Annotated in this window: 15 protein-coding genes; 6 read left to right on the top strand and 9 right to left on the bottom strand. The window is 64.8% G+C overall.

Features of this window, described 5'->3' with window-relative positions; all coding sequences use genetic code 11:
* Positions 1 to 112 precede the first annotated feature (112 nt).
* The 4 genes from DIE08_RS34240 to DIE08_RS34225 form a co-directional block, all read right to left on the bottom strand.
* A complete protein-coding gene (locus tag DIE08_RS34240; RefSeq protein ID WP_059601701.1) occupies positions 113 to 565 on the bottom strand; it encodes a MarR family winged helix-turn-helix transcriptional regulator in 453 nt (150 codons plus the stop codon).
* A gap of 140 nt (positions 566 to 705) precedes the next feature.
* Positions 706 to 1,515, bottom strand: a complete 810-nt coding sequence (locus tag DIE08_RS34235; protein WP_124906258.1) for a BPSS1780 family membrane protein — start codon at positions 1,513 to 1,515, stop codon at positions 706 to 708.
* Positions 1,506 to 2,504, bottom strand: a complete 999-nt coding sequence (locus DIE08_RS34230; RefSeq protein ID WP_124906256.1) for a homoserine kinase — start codon at positions 2,502 to 2,504, stop codon at positions 1,506 to 1,508. The genes DIE08_RS34235 and DIE08_RS34230 overlap by 10 nt, the downstream gene beginning before the upstream one ends.
* Before the next feature lie 107 nt (positions 2,505 to 2,611).
* Positions 2,612 to 3,010, bottom strand: coding sequence for a hypothetical protein (locus DIE08_RS34225; RefSeq protein WP_124621159.1), 399 nt, complete (start codon positions 3,008 to 3,010; stop codon positions 2,612 to 2,614).
* Between the two features lie 140 nt (positions 3,011 to 3,150).
* Here DIE08_RS34225 and DIE08_RS34220 point away from each other — a divergent pair, with 140 nt between their 5' ends.
* A complete protein-coding gene (locus DIE08_RS34220; RefSeq protein ID WP_059601858.1) occupies positions 3,151 to 4,677 on the top strand; it encodes an AMP nucleosidase in 1,527 nt (508 codons plus the stop codon).
* 218 nt (positions 4,678 to 4,895) lie between these two features.
* Positions 4,896 to 5,222 (top strand): helix-turn-helix domain-containing protein, encoded by a 327-nt coding sequence (locus DIE08_RS34215; RefSeq protein ID WP_124906262.1) that lies wholly within the window; start codon positions 4,896 to 4,898, stop codon positions 5,220 to 5,222.
* A gap of 144 nt (positions 5,223 to 5,366) precedes the next feature.
* Here DIE08_RS34215 and DIE08_RS34210 read toward each other — a convergent pair whose 3' ends face one another.
* A complete protein-coding gene (locus DIE08_RS34210; RefSeq protein ID WP_124906254.1) occupies positions 5,367 to 6,218 on the bottom strand; it encodes a LysR substrate-binding domain-containing protein in 852 nt (283 codons plus the stop codon).
* Positions 6,219 to 6,331: 113 nt separating this feature from the next.
* On the opposite strand from DIE08_RS34210, the gene DIE08_RS34205 reads away from it, so the two are divergent.
* On the top strand, positions 6,332 to 7,006 hold the full coding sequence (locus DIE08_RS34205) for an FMN-dependent NADH-azoreductase (protein WP_124906252.1): 675 nt from the start codon (positions 6,332 to 6,334) through the stop codon (positions 7,004 to 7,006).
* Between the two features lie 154 nt (positions 7,007 to 7,160).
* Here the strand turns inward: DIE08_RS34205 and DIE08_RS34200 are convergent, their stop codons facing one another.
* Positions 7,161 to 7,451, bottom strand: coding sequence for a hypothetical protein (locus DIE08_RS34200; protein WP_124621246.1), 291 nt, complete (start codon positions 7,449 to 7,451; stop codon positions 7,161 to 7,163).
* Between the two features lie 390 nt (positions 7,452 to 7,841).
* Positions 7,842 to 8,600, bottom strand: coding sequence for a TIGR00730 family Rossman fold protein (locus DIE08_RS34195; protein WP_059601715.1), 759 nt, complete (start codon positions 8,598 to 8,600; stop codon positions 7,842 to 7,844).
* A 1-nt stretch (position 8,601) separates the two neighbouring features.
* Between DIE08_RS34195 and polA the strand changes: the two genes are divergently transcribed.
* From polA to DIE08_RS34180, 3 genes are all read left to right on the top strand, one after another.
* On the top strand, positions 8,602 to 11,355 hold the full coding sequence (gene polA, locus DIE08_RS34190; protein ID WP_059601717.1) for a DNA polymerase I: 2,754 nt from the start codon (positions 8,602 to 8,604) through the stop codon (positions 11,353 to 11,355).
* Between the two features lie 279 nt (positions 11,356 to 11,634).
* Positions 11,635 to 12,969, top strand: a complete 1,335-nt coding sequence (locus DIE08_RS34185) for an NAD(P)/FAD-dependent oxidoreductase (RefSeq protein ID WP_059601719.1) — start codon at positions 11,635 to 11,637, stop codon at positions 12,967 to 12,969.
* A 413-nt stretch (positions 12,970 to 13,382) separates the two neighbouring features.
* Positions 13,383 to 14,258 (top strand): dienelactone hydrolase family protein, encoded by an 876-nt coding sequence (locus DIE08_RS34180; protein WP_124906250.1) that lies wholly within the window; start codon positions 13,383 to 13,385, stop codon positions 14,256 to 14,258.
* A gap of 49 nt (positions 14,259 to 14,307) precedes the next feature.
* On the opposite strand, the gene DIE08_RS34175 is transcribed toward DIE08_RS34180, so the two are convergent.
* Both DIE08_RS34175 and DIE08_RS34170 read right to left on the bottom strand, forming a co-directional pair.
* Entirely contained in the window at positions 14,308 to 15,177 is an 870-nt protein-coding gene (locus DIE08_RS34175; protein ID WP_124906248.1) for a sulfurtransferase, read from the bottom strand.
* Positions 15,178 to 15,292: 115 nt separating this feature from the next.
* A complete protein-coding gene (locus DIE08_RS34170; protein WP_124906246.1) occupies positions 15,293 to 16,399 on the bottom strand; it encodes an aromatic ring-hydroxylating dioxygenase subunit alpha in 1,107 nt (368 codons plus the stop codon).
* Between the last annotated feature and the right edge of the window lie 68 nt (positions 16,400 to 16,467).

The following is a 16,467-nucleotide window of genomic DNA, read 5'->3' as shown; positions in this document are numbered from 1 at the left end:
TTAACAGCTTGCCGCTCTGTTTACAACTCCAACCCTAAAAACAAAAATGCCGTTCAGTTCTTAACTGAACGGCATTACGGCAGTGCCGGGCCTGTTTGAGATCGACGTGCCGTCAGCCTTCGTTGGCGGCCGACAGCGCGTTGCGCAATTGCTGGAGATCCGCGCGCAGCCTGACCAGGAACTCGGGCGTTTGCTGCATCGCGCAAAAGAGATCGGCTGGCACCGAGCGCGCCTTGAGCTTCAGCGCTCGGCCTTCCGTCGTTACGCGCACGTTCACGACGCGCTCGTCGGTCGCACTGCGCACGCGTTCGACGTAGCCGAGCGCCTCGAGCCGCTTCAGCAGCGGTGTGACGGTGGCCGGGTCGAGGTCGAGGCGGGCGGCGATATCCTTCACCGCGATATCGTCACGTTCCCACAGCACGAGCATCGCCAGATATTGGGGATAGGTCAGCGACAGCTTGTCGAGCAGCGGCTTGTACGCCTTCGTCATCGCATGCGAAGTCGAATAGAGCGCGAAGCACAGTTGCTCGTCGAGCGTCTGGGGCAGCGGGGGCAGGCGGTCCATGATTCGGGTGGCGCGGCGGACGCGCTAATGATTTGCATGCAAATTATTTTGCGCGCAACAGATTCGATTGAACAGGGGGCAGCGTGAAGGTTGGGACGGCCGGCGGCGTGCGCCGGCCGAGTCTGCGTCAATGGCCCGGCTCAACGGCCCGAGGCGGGCGTCGCGGCCCCTGGTTCCTGCACGCCGAAGCAGCCGCGATAGGTCGCATAGAACGAGCAGTACATCATCGTCACGATGATGATCGTCACCGGCATCATGATCGTCAGCGCGTAGGCGCCGGCGCCGAGCGCTTGCAGCAGCAGCGACAGGCCGAACGACGTGCCGAGCGCAACGGCGAACCACAGCAGCCCGTACACCACGAATGCGCCGCGATTGCGCCAGCAACTGACGATGCTGAAGAACAGCGCCTTGGCGGGCGGGATGTCGTGCCACGCGGTCAGCACCGGCGCGAACCAGAACAACATCGCGACCGGCGCATAGAGCAGCGTCGCCAGCAGCAGCGCGCCGAGCGTGCCTTGCGCGGCAAGCGCTTCCGGCGTCGGACTCGTTTCGCTCGTCGCGCCCAGCATCATGGTGAGCAGCCCGCCACCGTCCACGATGGACGATGCGGCGAACACCAGCACCATCAGCGCGACGTAGACCACGCCGAGCACCAGCAGCCGCTGCGTCGTCACGGAGCCGTACGAGCGAAAGCCGTCGACGAGGATCGTCGGCATCACCGGCTTGCCGGCCACCGTGTCGCGGCACGCGGCCATGAAGCCGACGGCGATGCCGGGGATGAACAGCAGCGGCAGCGCCGCGCCGATGACGGGCACCATCGACACCAGCGTGATCGCCAGCAGGTACGTGAAAAACAGCGTGATGAACGCGAGCGGGTTCCGGCGGAACAGCCAGATGCCTTGACGGAACCAGACATAGCCCGCTTTCGCGGGCACTTCGATCAGTTGCATGCGGTATGGGTCTCGGGAAGCGCGGGCGTGTGGGCGATACGCTCACGCAGGATGCGTTCGAAATGACCGGGGTCGTGCGGTTTGAGCATTTCGGCCGCGCGCGGCAGGTAGAAGTCGTACAGGCGCGATACCCAGAAGCGGTATGCGCCCGCGCGCAGCATGTTGCTCCAGTGGCGGCGCTCTTCGGCCGTGAACGGCCGGACCGTCTGGTACGCGCGCAGCAGCGCGTCCGCGCGCGCGACGTCGAGCACGCCCGTCGCGAGGTCGACGCACCAGTCGTTGACGGTCACCGCGACGTCGAACAGCCATTTGTCGCAGCCCGCGAAATAGAAATCGAAGAAGCCGCCGAGCCGGATGTCATGACCGGTGCCGGGCGCCGCGTGCGCGAACAGCACGTTGTCGCGGAACAGGTCGCAATGGCACGGGCCGCTCGGCAGCGCCGCGTAGTCGTCCGACGAGAAGAACGCCGCCTGGTGCGCGAGTTCGTCCTCGAGCAGCGTGCGCTGCGCGTCGGAAATGAACGGCACGATCGCCGGCACGTTCTCCTGCCACCACGGCAGGCTGCGCAGGTTCGGCTGGTGGCGCGCATAGTCGCGCCCCGCGAGGTGCAGGCGCGCGAGCATCTGCCCGACCTCGATGCAGTGTTCGACCCCCGGTGCGAGTTCGGCGGCGCCCTCGAGCTTCGTGACGATCGCCGCCGGCTTGCCGTGCAGTTCGCCGAACAGCGCGCCGTCGTCGCGCGGGACCGGATCCGGCACCGGCACGCCGTGGCTGGCCAGATGGCGCATCAGGTCCAGGTAGAACGGCAGTTGTTCCCCCGTCAGCTTTTCGAAGATCGTCAGGACGTATTCGCCGCGCGTCGTCGTCAGGAAGAAGTTGCTGTTTTCGATGCCGGACGGAATGCCGCGGAACGCCAGCACGTCGCCCAGTTCGTAGTGGCGCATCCATTGCGCGAGATCGGAGTCGGAAACAGCGGTGAAAACGGCCATGCGAGATGCGTCTGGTCAGTTGTCGGCACGCGCGCGGCGTGCGGCGCGACAGGAGGTGAAGGGAAAGCCGGCGCGCCGCGTCGGGATCGACGCGGCGCGGCAGGAAATCAGTAGCGGAGGTTGACCGACGGCAGGCGCGTGATCGGGACGCCCGCGTCATGCGGCTTCGGCGAGGTGTCGAGCGTCGAGCTCATCTGGTAGCGCGTGCCGAAGTTCGACTTCACGTCGATCTCGACCGGCTTGCCGCGATCGCGATACTCGGTGACCTCGGTGCCGTTCTTGCTCTTTTCATGGAAGCTCGGCGTGCGACGAATGTCGGCGAAGTCGACTTTCGACGTGACTTCGGCGCCGGGCCGGTTGATCTTGCGGAGATCGGGCAGGCCGGCGGCTTCGTTGGCCTCGGCCCGGGCCTGCGTGTCGGCGTCGGGCGTGCCGCCGGCGGCGTAGGCGGCGGCAAACGTGCCAGCGAGCACGGCGGCAGCGGCGACGAGAATGAGCGGCTTCATGATGAGTCTCCAGTGAACCTTTGGATTTTAGCAAATACTGCGCGCGGCCCGGCCCTCGCGTGCAAGCGGCGTGCGAGCGAGCGGCCATGAGCGTGACCGGGTTCCGTGGTAATGTCGTCCGATCAGACGAGGTGATGAAAATGAAGAACGATTTGAGCCGCCGGCATCGGGTGCTGACGCCTGAGAGCCCGCCCGTCGAAGCATTCGACGATTCCGTCGCCGCCGTCGCGCGGCTGTCGGCCATCTACGACACCAATACCGGGTTCCTGCGCGACGCGTTCGCGCGTTATCGCCGCCATGAATCGATCACCGAGCACGTGCGCGCGTGCTACCCGTTCGTGCGGATTCGCACCGACGTCAATACGCACGTCGATTCGCGCCGTTCGTACGGCTTCGTCGCGGGCCCCGGCGTGTTCGAGACGACCGTCACGCGTCCCGACCTGTTCGCGAACTACTATCGCGAGCAGCTGCGCCTGCTGTCGAAGAACCACCATGTGAAGATCGAGATCGGCGTGTCGTCGCAGCCGATTCCGGTTCACTTCGCGTTTCCCGAAGGCATTCACCTCGAAGGCGAGCTCGACCGCGACCGGCTGCTCGCGATGCGCGACATCTTCGACACGCCCGACCTGTCGTACCTCGACGACCGCATCGTCAACGGCACGTTCGAGCCGGCACCCGGCGAGCCGCATCCGCTCGCGCTGTTTACCGCGGCGCGCGTCGACTTCTCGCTGCACCGGCTGCGTCACTACACGGCGACATCGCCCACGCACTTCCAGAATTACGTGCTCTACACGAACTACCAGTTCTACATCGACGAATTCGTGAAGCTCGGCCGCACGCTGATGACGGAAAGCACCGATCCCGACGTGCGCGCGTACCGCAGCCAGTACAGTTCTTTCGTCGAGCCGGGCGACGTCATCACGTACAACGCGAACCTCGGCAGCGAGCCGGCCGAGGGCGCCGCGCCGCCGCGGCTGCCGCAGATGCCCGCGTATCACCTGAAGCGCGCGGACGGCAGCGGGATCACGATGGTCAACATCGGTGTCGGTCCGTCGAACGCGAAGACGATCACCGATCACATCGCGGTCCTGCGTCCGCATGCCTGGGTGATGCTCGGTCATTGCGCGGGCCTGCGCAACACGCAGCGCCTCGGCGACTACGTGCTCGCGCACGGTTACGTGCGCGAGGATCACGTGCTGGATGCGGACCTGCCGCTGTGGGTGCCGATCCCGGCGCTCGCCGAAGTACAGCTCGCGCTCGAACGCGGCGTGGCCGAGGTCACCCGTCTCGAAGGTGCCGAACTGAAGCGCGTGATGCGCACGGGCACGGTCGCGAGCGTCGACAACCGCAACTGGGAACTGCGCGATCACCGCGAGCCCGTGCAGCGGCTGTCGCAGAGCCGCGCGATCGCGCTCGACATGGAAAGTGCGACGATCGCCGCCAACGGTTTCCGTTTCCGCGTGCCGTACGGCACGCTGCTGTGCGTCTCGGACAAGCCGCTGCATGGCGAGCTGAAGCTGCCGGGCATGGCCGACACGTTCTATCGCGGCCAGGTCGACCAGCATCTGCAGATCGGCGTCAAGGCGATGGAGATTCTGCGCACGAACGGGCTCGACAAGCTCCATAGCCGCAAGCTTCGGAGCTTCGCGGAAGTGGCGTTTCAGTAACAAGCCCTCGCGGCATAAGGCTCCCCGGATGATCCGGGGAGCCTTCGCGTCTAACATGGGCGGCGGTGTCTAACTTGGACGCGTCAATGGAACGGGTTGAACGCGTTCTACTTCACGTGATTTCGGTCGTGTGGCCGGCCAGTGATTGCGCTGGCCCCCCGCTGCGGTTTCAGATCGGTCAGCGCTTTCGCCCGCAGGTCGTGGAAGTGCGTGCCGATCTGAACGCACGTACCAACATCCAAATCATCAACGGGTCGGACGGAGCACCGGCCTTTATGGTGATCCCCTACGCGGACTACATGGCGCAGCACGAAGAGGAGCGCGACCTGATCCGGCACGAAGTGATCAGCGCCACAATTGACGGGGCGACGCCCCTGCGCGCATGGCGCGAACATCTGAAACTGACGCAGGCCGATATCGCGGCCCGACTCGGCATCAGCCAGTCCGCTTACGCGCAGCAGGAGCGAAGCGAGAAACCGCGCAAGTCGACGCGCGAGAAGATCGCCGCCGCGCTTGGCATCACGGTCGCGCAGCTCGATTTCTGACGCGCGGTCAGCCGCGAAAGAATGCCGCCAGACACTACGGTGCTGGCGGCTTTTTTAGGGTTCTTCGTGGAATTTCGTGAACCGATGACGATGCGTATGCCTCTGGCCGCGAAAATCCCAATCGTGTCGCCGCGATGACCGTGGTCATCCTTTGTGTGCGAATGCCAGCACGATCGCGTTGCCCAGTTCGTCGACAACCCTGGTCGACGCGCCCGGCGCCGCGAACATCGTGAACTCGACATCGGGCAGGGCCGGCAGGCCGGCATCCGGCGGGATCGCACGCAAGCCGTGCGCAAGTTGTGTGTGCACGATCGGTGTCACCGCAAAGCCCGCGTGCGCGGCGGCGCACAGGCCGGCACCGCTCGGGCACACGAGCACGATCCGGTAATCCACGCCCGCGCGGGCCAGTGCTGCCAGCGAGGCCTCACGATACGGGCAGGGTTCCGGCAGCAGCGCAATCGGCACCGGTACGCCAGGCGTGAGCGTCATCCAATCCGCACCGGCCCACACAAGCGGCTCGCGCCAGAGCACGCGTCCGGTGGGCCCGTCATGGCAGCGTCCACCCATCACCACATCCAGTTCACCGTGATCCAGCGCCTGGAGCAATTCGCCCGGGATACCGACTCTGATGCTGAATGCGATGCGCGGGTACCGCACGGCAAACGCCTGTATCACATGCATCAGCCTGACATTGGCGAGGTCTTCCGACAGCCCCACGCGGATCGCGCCTGCACTCGGTTCGCGTAGCAGTTGCGCGCGCGCGTCCTGATTAAGCGCGAGGATGGCGCGCGCGTAACCCAGCAGCAGTTCGCCGTCCACTGTGAGCGTGACCGAGCGCGTGGTGCGCACGAGCAGGTCACGGCCGGTCTGTTTTTCCAGGCGCCGCAGATGCGCGCTGACCGCGGACTGCGTCAGATTCAGACGGGCCGCGGCATGCGTGAACCCGCCTTCCTGGACGACGGCCACGAAAGAGCGCAGCAAAATGGTATCGAACATGACATGCCCCGAAATACAGTGCGAATGCTACTGAGTACCGCGATGATACTTCGTTTATATTTTGAATCGAACTATGTTCTGATGAGGGCCGTCAACCCGTCAGGAGTCGTTTCATGTCGACCTTGCTGCATATCGAATCCTCCCCGCGCAAGTCGCGGTCCGCATCACTCGACGTTGCGCGCGCGTATCTGGAAGCCTGGCGCAACGCGCATCCGGAGCATCGGGTCGACGTGCTCGACCTGTGGGCGACGCCATTGCCGGAGCTCGACGGCGATGCGCTCGATGCCAAATACGCGGACTTGAGCGGTACACCGCTCAGCGAAGGCCAGCAGCAAGCGTGGGCAGGTTTCCGGCAGCTGGCGCAGCGGATGCACGACGCGGATACGCTGCTGTTCTCCGTGCCGCTGTGGAATTTTTCCATCCCATACAAGCTCAAGCATTTCATCGACGCCGTGTCCCACCGCGACGTCCTCTTCTCATTCGACGAGCGTGGGTTAGCGGGATTGCTGAACGGCAAGAAAGCGGTCGTGATCTATGCGAGAGGCCTCGACTATTCAAGGCAATCGAGTACGCCTGCCGAGTCGTTCGATTTTCAGCGGCCGTTTCTTGAAGCGTGGCTGCGCTTCATCGGTATCACCGACATTGAATCGATCATCGTCGAGAAAACGCTGTTCGGACCTGAAGTCGATCACGCGGGCAGAGAGGCTGCGCGCAAACGGGCGGTGACGCTGGTACACGCAGCATCAGCATCAGCATCAGCATCAGCATCGGCTTCGGTTGATGGCTGAACTGGCCAATGGCTGGAGACCGCCGAGCACCGGCGGGTGAATGCCGAGCAAGCCGCGGGCGTAACGACAAAGGCCGCACGCGAACTTTCGTTCACGTGCGGCCTTGTTCTTTGTCCCGCGGTGCGCGACCCCGATCGACCCCGCACTCAGATGCTCAGCACTCACCCTTCTTCGCATGTCCCGGCGGGCAATGGTAGCCGCCGTGACCGCGATGGCGCTGATGATCTTCCCACTCGCGACGCTCCCAGTAGCGGCGGCCGTCCCAGTAACGATCGCCGTGCCAGCCGATCACGACCGCAGGCCCCGGAGCGACCACGACAGGCGCGGGCGCGACGACGACCGGCGCGGGCGTGCCGATGTTGACGTCGACGTTGACGGCTTGGGCGAGGCCGGACAGCGAAAGACCGAGGCCGGCGAAGGCGAGGGCGATCAGCGAGCGTTTCATGTTGTTTTCCGTGATGTCGTTGTCAAAAGGCCGGCGCGACGCGATGGACGCGAGGGGGGATCGTTCCACCGGGGGACGCCACGCCGACGAGACGCAGTGTGCAGGCGCCGCGCGAAAAAGGCGAGACGGGTTTGTTACGTCGCATTGACGTCAGATGCGCCGGCCGGATCGATGACAGGCTGCATGATTTGACAATGGCGGGCCACGCATGGGAGGCGTCGACCGCATTGCGCGATGCAGGCTGCCCGGATTTGACATTCGCCGGCGCGCGGCTGCGCGGCGGGATTAATACGGCGTTACAAAATGACGCGCGACGGGTGGCCGAATTACCGTGCCTGCCGCGCGGGAGACGCGACGCCGGCCGCGAGGCCGGCCATCGCACCGATCGAATTACAGATAGAACATGCGGTCTTCTTCGGGCCGCGGCGGATGGTCTTCGCCGTCCGCGCCTTCTTCCTCGCCGCTGTCCTCGTAGAACGCGAGCACGGCGTCGAGCACCTGGTCGGGATCGTCGATCACCTGCATCAGATCCATGTCTTCCGGATTGATGAGGCCCATCGGAATCAGCTGGTCGCGGAACCATTGCAGCAGCCCCTGCCAGAACGTGCTACCCACGAGAATAATCGGCACGAGGCGCGACTTCTTCGTCTGGATCAGCGTGAGCACCTCGGACAGTTCGTCGAGCGTGCCGAAGCCGCCCGGCATCACGATCACCGCGTCGGAGTTCTTCACGAACGTTACCTTGCGCGTGAAGAAGTGGCGGAAGCGCAGCGAGATGTCCTGGTAGTGGTTGCCCGCCTGCTCGTGCGGCAACTCGATGTTCAGGCCGACCGACGGCGCCTTGCCGGCGTGCGCACCCTTGTTCGCGGCTTCCATGATGCCGGGGCCGCCGCCGGAGATCACAGCGAAGCCGGCGTCGGACAGCTTGCGCGCGATCTGCACGGCCAGCTTGTAGTGCGGCGTGTCGGGCTTGAGACGGGCAGAACCGTAGATGCTGACGGCCGGTCGGATCTCCGACAGGTACTCGGTCGCCTCGATAAACTCTGCCATAATCGTGAACATCTGCCACGATGCGCGCGCCTTCTTGGCCGTCGCGCGTTCTTGATCTGCGAGCGAACGCAGACTCGGAATCACTTTTCTCTTGTTCATAATGCCTGAAGAACGAAATCTGGAAGGTAAGACCCTGCTATTGGTTGACGGTTCGAGCTATCTGTATCGGGCTTACCATGCGATGCCTGATTTGCGTGGCCCTGGCGGGGAGCCGACCGGAGCGCTCTACGGAATCATCAACATGCTGCGCCGTATGCGCAAGGAAGTCAGTGCAGAGTATAGCGCTTGCGTGTTCGATGCAAAGGGCAAGACGTTCCGTGACGACCTTTATGCCGACTATAAGGCAAACCGTCCGTCGATGCCGCCCGATCTTGCACTGCAGGTCGAGCCGATTCACGGCGCGGTACGTGCGCTCGGCTGGCCGCTGCTGATGGTCGAGGGCGTCGAGGCCGACGACGTGATCGGCACGCTCGCGCGCGAAGCCGAGCGGCACGGGATGAACGTGATCGTGTCGACCGGCGACAAGGACCTCGCGCAGCTCGTCACCGATCATGTCACGCTCGTCAACACGATGACCAACGAGACGCTCGATCGCGGCGGCGTGATCGAGAAGTTCGGCGTGCCGCCCGAGCGGATCATCGACTATCTCGCGTTGATCGGCGACACCGTCGACAACGTGCCCGGCGTCGAGAAATGCGGGCCGAAGACGGCCGTGAAATGGTTGTCGCAATACGACAGCCTCGACGGCGTGATCGAACACGCGGGCGAGATCAAGGGCGTGGTCGGCGACAACCTGCGCCGCGCGCTCGACTTCCTGCCGCTCGGCCGCAAGCTCGTGACCGTCGACACGGCCTGCGATCTCGCACCGCATCTCGAATCGATCGAAGCGTCGCTGAAGAGCGACGGCGAAGCACGCGACCTGCTGCGCGACATCTTTGCGCGCTATGGCTTCAAGACGTGGCTGCGCGAAGTCGACAGCGCGCCCGCCGAAGGCGGCGGCGCCGACGCGCCGGAAGGCGAGCCGGCACAGGTGGTCGCGGCGGACATCGTCCGCGAATACGACACGATCCAGACCTGGGAACAGTTCGATGCATGGTTCGCGAAGATCGACGCGGCCGCACTGACCGCGTTCGACACCGAAACGACCTCGCTTGATCCGATGACCGCGCGGCTCGTCGGCCTGTCGTTTTCGATCGAGCCGGGCAAGGCCGCGTATCTTCCGGTCGCGCACCGCGGCCCCGATCTTCCCGAGCAGTTGCCGATCGACGACGTGCTCGCGCGCCTGAAGCCGTGGCTCGAATCGGCCGACCGCAAGAAGGTGGGCCAACACCTGAAGTACGACGCGCAGGTGCTCGCGAACTACGACATCGCGCTGAACGGTATCGAGCACGACACGATGCTCGAATCGTACGTGCTCGAATCGCACCGCACGCACGACATGGACAGCCTCGCGTTGCGTCATCTGGGCGTCAAGACGATCAAGTATGAAGACGTGGCCGGCAAGGGCGCGAAGCAGATCGGCTTCGACGAAGTGGCGCTCGAGCAGGCCGCCGCGTACGCCGCCGAAGATGCGGACATCACGCTGCAGCTTCATCATGCGCTGTATCCGCAGGTTGCGCGCGAACCGGGCCTCGAGCGTGTGTATCGCGAGATCGAGATGCCGGTGTCGCTCGTGCTGCGCAAGATGGAGCGCACCGGCGTGCTCATCGACGACGCACTGCTGCAGGCGCAAAGCAGCGAGATCGCGACGCGTCTCATCGAGCTCGAAGGGCAGGCGTACGAACTGGCCGGCGGCGAATTCAATCTCGGCTCGCCGAAGCAGATCGGGCAGATCTTCTTCGAGAAGCTGCAGTTACCGGTCGTGAAGAAGACGCCGAGCGGCGCCCCGTCGACCGACGAAGAAGTGCTGCAGAAGCTGGCCGAGGATTACCCGCTGCCGAAGCTGCTGCTCGAGCATCGCGGGCTGTCGAAGCTGAAGTCAACCTACACCGACAAGCTGCCGCGCATGGTGAATCCCGCAACGGGCCGCGTGCACACGAACTACGCGCAGGCCGTCGCGGTAACGGGTCGCCTTGCGTCGAACGATCCCAATCTTCAGAACATTCCGGTGCGCACGGCCGAGGGCCGGCGGATCCGCGAGGCGTTCATCGCATCGCCGGGTCACCGCATCGTGTCGGCCGACTATTCGCAGATCGAACTGCGGATCATGGCGCACATTTCGGGCGACGCGTCGCTGCTGCGCGCGTTCTCGCAGGGCGAGGACATCCACCGCGCAACGGCCGCCGAAGTGTTCGGCGTGACGCCGCTGGAAGTCAACTCCGACCAGCGCCGGATCGCGAAGGTGATCAATTTCGGGCTCATCTACGGGATGAGCGCGTTCGGCCTCGCGTCGAACCTCGGCATCACGCGCGATGCGGCGAAGCTGTATATCGACCGCTATTTCGCGCGCTACCCGGGCGTCGCGCAGTACATGGAGGACACGCGTGCGGCGGCGAAGGAAAAGGGCTACGTCGAAACCGTTTTTGGCCGCCGCCTGTGGCTGCCGGAGATCAACGGCGGCAACGGCCCGCGCCGTCAGGCCGCTGAACGTGCGGCTATCAATGCACCGATGCAGGGCACGGCTGCCGACCTGATCAAGCTGTCGATGATCGCGGTGGACGACTGGCTCACGCGCGACCACCTCGCATCGCGGATGATCATGCAGGTGCACGACGAACTGGTGCTCGAGGTGCCCGACGACGAACTGTCGCTCGTGCGCGAGAAACTGCCGGAAATGATGTGCGGCGTGGCGAAGCTGAAGGTGCCGCTGGTCGCTGAAGTGGGTGCCGGCGCGAACTGGGAAGAGGCACACTGACACACCCCAGCGTGATTCCCGCGTCCCGCGGCATATTGTTGCAGGGATGCTGAATATCGAGATGGTTTGCTTGTGGTCAACGCGCAAGCTCCCGGACAATGCATGTCAGTCAGGTCATTGTCGCGGGGGCAGCGCGCCCCGCGTTCCGGGATCGGCGCATCGAAGTGTTTCGAACTGCACATCGATGATGTCCGAACCGGTTAATCCAGCGGGCGGCGCGAACGCATCGCGTCTGCATCGTCCGGCGGCAGCAGTTTCGAATCGCAAAGGGGGAATCGGATGCATCGGATCATCATCGTAGGCGGAGGCGCGGGCGGCCTGGAACTGGCGACGCGGCTCGGCGATCGTTACAGCGCGCGCGGCAATCGTCCCGCGCGTGCGCTTGTCACGCTCGTCGACCGCAATCCGACCCACATCTGGAAGCCATTGCTGCACGAGGTCGCGGCCGGCAGCATGGACCCGTTCACGCAGGAACTCGAATACGCGGCGCAGGCGCGCTGGCATGGTTTCGAGTTTCAGCAGGGCGAACTGACCTCGCTCGATCGCGCGGCGAAGCGCATCACCCTGTCGCCCGTCAACGACAGCGACGGCGAGGAGCTGCTGCCGGCGCGTGACCTGGAATACGACACGCTCGTGATCGCGATCGGCAGCACGACGCATTTCTTCGGCGTGCAGGGCGCGGCCGAAAACGCGATTGCGCTCGATACGGTCGGCGAGGCCGAGCGCTTCCGCAAGCGCCTGATCGCCGCGTGCATGCGCGCCGAGCACCAGGCGCCGGCGCAGCCCGCGCCGGGAGCGCCGGACGAGCCGCGCATCCAGGTGGTGATCGTCGGCGGTGGCGCGACGGGCGTCGAGTTGTCCGCGGAACTGCGCAACACCGCGCAGGTGCTGTCCGTCTATGGGCTGCACAAGCTCGACCCGCAGCACGACGTCGGCATCGTGCTGATCGAATCGGGGCCGCGGATTCTGCCTGCGCTGCAGGAGCGCGTATCGACCGCAACGGCCGAGCTGCTCGAAAAGCTCGGCGTGCGATTGATGCTCGCGGAGCGTGTGACCGAGGTCGCGCCGGGTTTCGTGCATACCGCGAGCGGCAAGTCGGTGCGCGCGGATCTCACGGTCTGGGCGGCCGGCATCAAGGCGCCGTCCGTGCTGTCGAATCTTGACGGCCTGCAGGTCAACAAGCTCGGCCAGCTCGACGTGCGTCGCACACTGCAGACCTTCACCGACGACAACGTCTTCGCACTCGGCGATTGCGCGGCATGCGTATGGCCCGGCAACGAGCGCAACGTGCCGCCGCGTGCGCAGGCCGCGCACCAGCAGGCGAGCTTTCTGCTGAAGGCGATCGGCTGCCGGCTCGACGGACGTCAGCTGCCCGAGTTCACATATCGCGATTTCGGTTCGCTCGTGTCGCTCGGTCACTTCAGCGCGGTCGGCAACCTGATGGGCGGCCTGATCGGCGGCAACATGCTGATCGAAGGGCTGTTCGCGCGCTTCATGTACATGTCGCTGTACCGCCTGCACATCGCGGCGCTGCACGGCTATCCGCGCATGATGCTCGATACGTTCGCGCACTGGCTGCGCCGCACGACGCTGCCGCGCGTCAAACTGCACTGACCGCGCGGTTCGTGCTCCGACGGGCAGGGAACGCGTATCGAGCGCGTTTCCTGCCCGTTGTCGTTTCAAGTGCGGTTGACCCGGATTCGCGCACCGGCCCTGCTATTGCGCATCGTTTGGTTCCAATCCGTGGACATTCGAGCGCGCGACGGCGCTCGCCGCATGCGTGCCCCGCATGGATTTGCCGGGCCGGGGTGCCGCGGTTGTCGATACCTTTGGATGCCACCGCATGACACCGTCGTAATCGAGTCTTACACATCTGACAGTTGACGCGACAACGGATTATTGGGCATCTTGTCCGGGTTTCCGCTTGCGGCGGGGTGCCAACCGCCGCGACATCCGCGCCGTCCGCCGGCATGACGCCGGGTCGAGTCCCTGGCCGCGACGGCGGTGCCCAATCGAGGAGTGCATTCATGTTGAAACCCGAAGTCGACAGCCTGGTTCCCCACGTTCCGTTCTCGCGCCGCAAGTTCATGCAGGCCGCGCTGGGCGGCACCTTCGCGGCGGCCGTGCTGCCCGTGTCGGCGCAGACGATCACGACCGACAGCACCGGGCTGGACGTCGACACCATCGAGATCCGCTCGGGCGACGCGAGCATCCCCGCGTATCGCGCGCAGCCGGTCGACAAGACGAACCTGCCGGTCGTCATCGTGATCCACGAGATCTTCGGCGTGCATGCGCATATCGCCGACGTCTGCCGCCGCTTCGCGAAGCTCGGCTATCTGGCGATCGCGCCGGACCTGTTCGCGCGCCAGGGCAATGCGTCGAAGTATCCGACGATGAAGGAGCTTTTCGACAACATCATCAGCAAGGTGCCTGACCGGCAGGTCACCGAGGATCTCGATGCGACCGTCGCGTGGGCCGGCAAGAACGGCGGTGACCTGTCGCGTCTCGGCGTGACGGGGTTCTGCTGGGGCGGCCGCCAGGCGTGGCTGTACGCGGAGCATAATCCGCACGTGCGCGCGGCCGTCGCATGGTACGGGTTCGTCGAGGGCACGACCGACGAGATGACGCCGTTCAATCCGGTCGATCATGCGTCGTTGCTGAAGGTACCCGTGCTCGGGCTGTACGGCGAGAAGGACACGAACATCACGCAGGCGTCGCTCGCGGACATGCGCAAGGCAATCCAGACGAGCGATTCGAAGCTCGCGCGTCAATCGGAGATCGTCGTGTATCCGGATGCCGGCCACGCGTTCTTCGCCGATTATCGGCCGAGTTACGTGAAGGGCGACGCCGAGGACGGCTGGAAGCGCGCGATCGAGTGGTTCCACAAGTACGGCGTGATGTGAACGACAAGGCGGCAGATGCCGCCGCCTTGTCGTCGCGCCGCGCAGGTGCTTACGGGTTCGGGCCGGTCGCGATCGGACGCGACGGATCGGCGCTCCATTCGCTCCACGAGCCCGGATACAGCGACGCGCCATGCAGCCCCGCGATTTCGAGCGCGAGCGCGTTGTGGCATGCGGTCACGCCGGACCCGCATTGCAGGATCACGCTGTTCGGTTCGGTGCCGGCCAGCAGCGTGGTGAATGTCTCGCGCAGCTCATGGCCGGTCTTGAAGCGGCCGTCGGCGGCCAGGTTGTCCTTGAAGAACCGGTTGCGTGCGCCGGGAATGTGGCCGCCGACACGATCGATCGTTTCGTTTTCGCCGCGATAGCGATCCGGTGCGCGCGCATCGATCACGACGCGCGTGGCCGACGTCACGTTCGCGAGCACGGCTGCCGCGTCGACCGTCGATTCGAGCGGGGTCGTCGCGCGGAAGTCGCCGGCGGCCGGATGCGGCACGTCGGTGGTCAGCGGCTGGCCGGCCGCTTCCCACGCCTGCAGGCCGCCGTCGAGCAGCGCGACGGAATCGTGCCCGAGCCAGCGCAGCAGCCACCAAAGCCGCGCCGCATAGGCGCCGCCTTGTGCGTCATAGGCGATGACCTGCTGGCCCTGCTTGACGCCGCGGCTGGCGATCAGCGTCGCGAATGCGTCGCGGGTCGGCAGCGGATGGCGCCCGTTGGTGCCGGTCTTGCGGCCGGACAGGTCGCGGTCGAGATGGAGATACTGCGCGCCGGGGATATGGCCGGCCGCATAGGCGGCTTCGCCTGCGCCCGGATCGACGAGGTCGAAGCGGCAGTCGAACACGGCGACGCTGCCCGGCGCCGCGGCCAGCCGCTCGGCGAGATTGGCTGCGGAGATGAGCGTGGTGTAGTGGGTGTGTGGCATGACGGCTCCCTGGAGTGCAAACGGCCTGATACTCCAAGTCTAAACAAAAAAAGACGGGCCGAAACCCGTCTTTTGATATGCCGAATGCCATGCGGCGCTGGCGCGCCGCGCGCGGTCAGATGTCGCCGAGGTGGCGGCGCAGAAACTCGTGGAAGTGCTGCATGCCGTCTTCCATCGGGCTCTGGTATGGCCCGACCTGCGATTCGCCGCGCGCCATCAGTGCGCGGCGGCCCGCGTCCATCCGCATCGCAATTTCGTCGTCCTCGATGGCCGTTTCCATATAGGCGGCGCGCTCGGCCTCGACGAACTCGCGTTCGAACAGCGCGATTTCCTCGGGGTAATAGAATTCGACGATGTTGGTCGTCTTCTGCGGCCCGCGCGGAATCAGCCACGACACGACGAGCACATGCGGATACCACTCGATCATCAGGCCCGGGTAGTAGACCATCCAGATCGCGCCGAACTCCGGCGGCACGCCGTTGCGGAACTTGAGCACCTGCTCGTGCCACTTCTGGTAGGTCGCGCTGCCCGGTTTCGCGAGGGCGTTGTGCACGCCGACCGTCTGCACGCTGTACCAGTCGCCGAACTCCCATTTGAGATCGTCGCACGACACGAAGCTGCCGAGGCCCGGGTGGAACGGGACGACGTGATAATCCTCGAGGTAGACCTCGATGAACGTCTTCCAGTTGTAATCGCACTCGTGCACTTCGACGTGATCGAAGTGATACTCGGAGAAGTCGAAGTGATGCTTCGTGCCGAGGTTCGCGAGATCGCGCGCGACGTTGCGGCCTTCGGCCTCGAACAGCAGCCCCTGCCAGTTCTGCAGCGGGCTCTTGCCGAGGTTCAGGCACGGCTTGTCGGGGAAGTGCGGCGCGCCGAGCAGTTGGCCTTCCAGATCGTAAGTCCAGCGGTGCAGCGGACACACGATGTTCTGCGTGTGGCCGCGCCCGTTCAGCATGATCGCCTGCCGGTGACGGCACACGTTGGACAGCAGTTCGATCTGGTTGGCCGGGTTGCGGACCAGCACGCGACCTTCCTGCTCGGACGGCAGCGCAAAATAATCCCCCGCCTCGGGCACCATCAATTCGTGCCCGACGTAACGAGGTCCTTTCTTGAAGAGGGTTTCGATCTCGCGCTCAAGGAGCGCCTCATCGAAATATGCAGTGACTGGAAGCTGGCTGTGGGCCGACTTCAACTGAAGCGCATCGCTCAGATTGGACATTCCCACTCCCGGTGTTAGCGTGAAAGCAGTGAACAACCCAACCATCGAAAAATCGATTTAGGGAAACG

Origin of the sequence: Burkholderia sp. Bp9004 (assembly GCF_003858025.1) — a bacterium.
Lineage (GTDB): Bacteria > Pseudomonadota > Gammaproteobacteria > Burkholderiales > Burkholderiaceae > Burkholderia > Burkholderia diffusa.
The sequence above is the reverse complement of the archived record's forward strand: the minus strand, read 5'-3'. Positions and strand labels throughout refer to the sequence as shown.

Bases quoted from the DNA above. Each gene is read 5' to 3' on its own strand.
- DIE08_RS34220 (WP_059601858.1), top strand. From the start codon at position 3,151: ATGAAGAACGATTTGAGCCGCCGGCATCGGGTGCTGACGCCTGAGAGC.
- DIE08_RS34180 (WP_124906250.1), top strand. From the start codon at position 13,383: ATGTTGAAACCCGAAGTCGACAGCCTGGTTCCCCACGTTCCGTTCTCG.
- DIE08_RS34205 (WP_124906252.1), top strand. From the start codon at position 6,332: ATGTCGACCTTGCTGCATATCGAATCCTCCCCGCGCAAGTCGCGGTCC.
- DIE08_RS34200 (WP_124621246.1), bottom strand. From the start codon at position 7,451: ATGAAACGCTCGCTGATCGCCCTCGCCTTCGCCGGCCTCGGTCTTTCG.
- polA (WP_059601717.1), top strand. From the start codon at position 8,602: ATGCCTGAAGAACGAAATCTGGAAGGTAAGACCCTGCTATTGGTTGAC.
- DIE08_RS34230 (WP_124906256.1), bottom strand. From the start codon at position 2,504: ATGGCCGTTTTCACCGCTGTTTCCGACTCCGATCTCGCGCAATGGATG.
- DIE08_RS34235 (WP_124906258.1), bottom strand. From the start codon at position 1,515: ATGCAACTGATCGAAGTGCCCGCGAAAGCGGGCTATGTCTGGTTCCGT.
- DIE08_RS34195 (WP_059601715.1), bottom strand. From the start codon at position 8,600: ATGAACAAGAGAAAAGTGATTCCGAGTCTGCGTTCGCTCGCAGATCAA.
- DIE08_RS34210 (WP_124906254.1), bottom strand. From the start codon at position 6,218: ATGTTCGATACCATTTTGCTGCGCTCTTTCGTGGCCGTCGTCCAGGAA.
- DIE08_RS34175 (WP_124906248.1), bottom strand. From the start codon at position 15,177: ATGCCACACACCCACTACACCACGCTCATCTCCGCAGCCAATCTCGCC.
- DIE08_RS34225 (WP_124621159.1), bottom strand. From the start codon at position 3,010: ATGAAGCCGCTCATTCTCGTCGCCGCTGCCGCCGTGCTCGCTGGCACG.
- DIE08_RS34170 (WP_124906246.1), bottom strand. From the start codon at position 16,399: ATGTCCAATCTGAGCGATGCGCTTCAGTTGAAGTCGGCCCACAGCCAG.
- DIE08_RS34240 (WP_059601701.1), bottom strand. From the start codon at position 565: ATGGACCGCCTGCCCCCGCTGCCCCAGACGCTCGACGAGCAACTGTGC.
- DIE08_RS34185 (WP_059601719.1), top strand. From the start codon at position 11,635: ATGCATCGGATCATCATCGTAGGCGGAGGCGCGGGCGGCCTGGAACTG.